The organism is Paenibacillus ihuae, assembly GCF_001368795.1.
In the GTDB taxonomy this organism is placed as follows: Bacteria; Bacillota; Bacilli; order Paenibacillales; family Paenibacillaceae; genus Paenibacillus_AQ; species Paenibacillus_AQ ihuae.
Genome location: NZ_LN831198.1, coordinates 2,924,906 through 2,928,075, shown reverse-complemented (window position 1 = coordinate 2,928,075; position 3,170 = coordinate 2,924,906). Strand labels below are relative to the sequence as shown.

Annotated in this window: 2 protein-coding genes and 1 pseudogene; all 3 read left to right on the top strand. The window is 50.9% G+C overall.

All coding sequences use genetic code 11. The features are described 5' to 3' along the window. The coding region (locus AQR02_RS13300; protein WP_054940912.1) for an HD-GYP domain-containing protein at positions 1-765 on the top strand (765 nt) is incomplete at its 5' end. A 499-nt stretch (positions 766-1,264) separates the two neighbouring features. After that, positions 1,265-1,822 (top strand): outer spore coat protein CotE, encoded by a 558-nt coding sequence (locus AQR02_RS13295; protein ID WP_054940911.1) that lies wholly within the window; start codon positions 1,265-1,267, stop codon positions 1,820-1,822. 636 nt (positions 1,823-2,458) lie between these two features. Beyond that, a pseudogene (locus AQR02_RS13290) lies at positions 2,459-3,170 on the top strand (hypothetical protein); the annotation flags it as partial.

Genomic DNA, 3,170 nt, shown 5'->3' with positions numbered 1-3,170 from the left:
CTACCGATGATTGAGCTAAGAAATGAAGTTATTCCTTTTATCCAGCAGGTCAGTGAGAAGAACGATTTCTTTGGAATACTGGCTGCATTGCAGCCGAAGGACGATTATACATACAGACATAACGTTGCTGTCGGGATTCTGTCTACACTCCTCGGCAAATGGCTTAAGCTTAAGCCGGAAGAGCTGGGGATGCTGACTATCGCGGCAACCTTGCATGACATCGGGAAGATTATGATTCCATCGGAAATACTGACCAAAGCCGGACCGCTCGATGAGGAAGAAATGGCGCTGATGCGGAAGCACACTACGTACGGATATGAACTGATCAGAGATACCGTAGGTACGAACCACCAGCAGGCACTTGTGGCCCTGCAGCATCATGAACGGATGGATGGCAGCGGCTATCCCTTCGGCGTACTTGGACACCGGATCACCGATTTTAGCAAAATTGTTGCGGTAACTGATATTTTCCATGCTATGACCTCCGAACGGTTCTACCGTCCTGCAGCGCCGTTATATGAGGTTTTGAGGCAGATGGAGGATAATGCATTCGGTAAGCTTGACCCGTATATTTGCAGCGTCTTTATTAATAAGCTGATGCAGTCCATGTTAGGGAATGATGTAGAGCTGACAGACGGCCGGATCGGTAAAATCATCCTGATTCTCGCCCATGACCCGCTGCGTCCGCTCGTTAACATTGAGGAGGATTTCATTGATCTGAGCAGGCACCGGGATCTGGGGATTGTGCGGGTCATCCCGCAGTAATACTTTGAGGCAGTAAAAATAATTAAAGGTTCAGTAGGTATCAGCGCTCCCGCGGAATGGGGGTGCTGATGTTTTTTTATATAAGTATAAGGATTTATAAGTGATACATTTACCCTCTACCTAAGTTGGACTTAAAGAACTATTTATAGGCAAAAGCAGCAGAGGGGAGATTCTCATACAGCCACCCTATCAGCGTCCGCTTGTCCAAACATTCCCCGCAGACTATGCACACTGCCGGTTAGATAAATCTGAAGTTCAACTTATATAGTTCTGGCACAAACGGGCTCCATCTCAAAAAGGCCTGCAAAGCGGTTTCCTCTAGGTAAAACCATTTAAGCTATGTATCATAACTGCGTGATTTCAGCAATAAAATGAACTATGAATCTTATAACGGGGCGGATGGAGGGCTTACCCAAATTTATTTCTACTCTAACAATCAACAAATGCCCAGAACGTGCATACACTTGATAGTGAATGATTGTATGGAGGAGGTTCAAAGATGTCATTAAGCCATAAACGTCAAACAAGGGAGATCATTACGAAGGCAATTTGCGGCAAAGGTCGTAAGTTCTCTACCGCAACCCATACCGTGACTCCGCCACATCATCCGACTAGTATTCTGGGGGCTTGGATCATTAACCACCAGTACGAAGCGGTTGCCGCCGGGAACGGAATCGAAGTAATTGGTACTTACGATGTAAACATCTGGTACTCGTATGACAAAAACAAGCAAACCGAGGTAGCCAAAGAAACGGTTTCCTACGTGGAGCTTATTCCGCTGTCATACCTGGATCCGAGACACCGCGCTTCCACTGTTGAGGTCTCTGCGGAGGCAACGCAGGAACCAAACTGTGTGGAAGCGGGAGTATCGCCAGGCGGCGGCAGTGTTACGCTCCGTGTGGAACGGGAATTTGAGGCGGAACTGGTGGCTGAGACCAAGGTCCGCGTGTATGTCAGTGATCAGGCCGACGATCTGGAAGACAAAGATTATGATTTCGATGGTGAAAGCTTCGATTATGATGATCTGGACCCTGACGCCCTGGATGATGAGCTGTAAGGAAGGAAGGCGCCGCCGCCGGCTGAATACTGATGGGTTATGGTCCATTATATGTAAAGAGGGCGGCGGCGAAGAGGGCGAATGCCCTCCTTTTTTAATTTTATTTCTGTGCAGGAAATATCGGGAGGTAAGAGGGCAGGTGGATGCGTCCTGATGAATGCCTTGAGGCTGGCAAGGGGCGGTGGACACTGGGCTATGGCAAAGACACTGGGCTACGGCAAAAGGACTGGGAAAGCATGAGGAAGCGGTGGGGTAAGAGTTAGTGAATGAAGGGTGTTGCGGAGGGAAGGAGTCAGAGGGGGAACGAATGGGGCAATGGCGAGGATGTGTTGGAGGAGGAATGAATGGAGCGACGGCGGGAAGGGGGAAAGGATGAGGGAATGGAGCGATGGCGGGAAGGAGTAGAGGATAAGTAAATAGAGCGGTGACGGATCAAGGGAAGGAGTCAGGCGATGAGTGAATGGGGCAAGGGGGGAGGAATCAGAGGAGGAACGGAGGGAGTAATGTCGGGAAGGAGTTATGTGATGAGTGAATGGGGCAAGTTTGGGAAGGAATCAGAGGTTGAGTAAATGAAGCGATTGTGAGAAGGATTCAGCGGATGAATAGTTAAGAGAGAGCACAGGAAGGAGTCAGGCGATGAATGAAGGGCTTAACGTGTTTGTCGGGTTAACACCGGGCCAGCGGGAAGCCAGACTGCTGCGCTGCGGGCTCTATGCGGTAATAAATCCTGCTGTAAGAGCAAAGCCGCGGCAAGCGGAGTCTGGTAATTCTAATAAAAAGGCAGTAAATACATATGGTTGTGAACCAGAGAGCATTACTTATAAACAGCGTTACCGGATTAGTGTATTCAATCTTGAGGTTATCCAGCTCCAGGCACTAGGTACAGGACAGGCTATGAGGAAGGACCGGCATATCAGCGGTCGTCGAACCGCTGTTGAGCGGGAGACAGTCAATGCGGAATTCGCAGACGGAGACGGGCTTGGGAATGTAGCAAGCGGCTTTGGCACTTGGGAAGGCGAGCAGGAGGAGAGCAGTCTTCCGGTCATGCAGCGTGGAACAGCCGGATTGCTCCGGGGAACTGCGATCCATGCGCTTTATAGCTTGGGGCTGGATAGTGGTGAGGTGTGGTTGACCGCTATGGGCGACCGGCATTATGCAGTGGAGGATGTCATTCCGCTGCTTAACACACCCGGTCAGCCATTACCGGCTCCATATCAGGTGGCTTCCCAGGCGCTGGCCTTGGCATTGGCCCGGGAGCAACACGGCCGCCCCGGTCTACTGATGGGCATGGACCCGGAGTTCCTCCTGCTCCGGGGAAGCTCCGGCCGCGTCGTGCCCGCGTCGCGGT

What these genes read in the sequence shown, in the direction of transcription:
- AQR02_RS13295 (WP_054940911.1), top strand. Translation starts at nt 1,265, where the DNA reads ATGTCATTAAGCCATAAACGTCAAACAAGGGAGATCATTACGAAGGCA.